This window comes from Pseudoteredinibacter isoporae (assembly GCF_040372805.1).
Classification (GTDB): Bacteria; Pseudomonadota; Gammaproteobacteria; order Pseudomonadales; family Cellvibrionaceae; genus Pseudoteredinibacter; species Pseudoteredinibacter isoporae_A.
Window position 1 is genome coordinate 1 of sequence record NZ_BAABWJ010000038.1, and the last position, 455, is coordinate 455.

At 58.9% G+C, this 455-nt stretch carries 1 protein-coding gene; it reads left to right on the forward strand.

Features of this window, described 5'->3' with window-relative positions:
• The coding region (locus tag ABWW03_RS19965; RefSeq protein WP_353411445.1) for a hypothetical protein at nt 1-455 on the forward strand (455 nt) is incomplete at both ends.

Below are 455 nucleotides of genomic sequence, written 5' to 3' on the forward strand. Positions count from 1 at the left end.
GCGGAAGATACTGTCACCTTGCGGGTGATTGCGACGGACAGTGCGGGCAATGCCCTGGCTGACACCAGCGCGAACGCGACCAATGAAGGTGAGTCGGCGTACTACAAAGTGATTGCGGTGGATTCCACCGGTACCGAGATTGCGAGCCCAGCGGCGGGTACGGTGGATGTGGTGTTCACCAACGGCACAGCGGGTAATGCGGACTACGCGAACGCGACGCAAAACGTGACCATTGGCCAGGTGTTCCAGACCACAGCGACAGACGACTTAATCTCGGACGATGAAGAAACCTTCACCGTAAACCTGGGTGCGAACGGCACCATCGCCGGTGCGATTACCACGGCGTATGAAGCGGTGGAGAACAGCACGGATACCGTGACCACCACGATCCACGATGAGACCACTCCGGGTGGCACGCCGAATACCCCAACGCCAGGAACAGAAGATACGGTCTA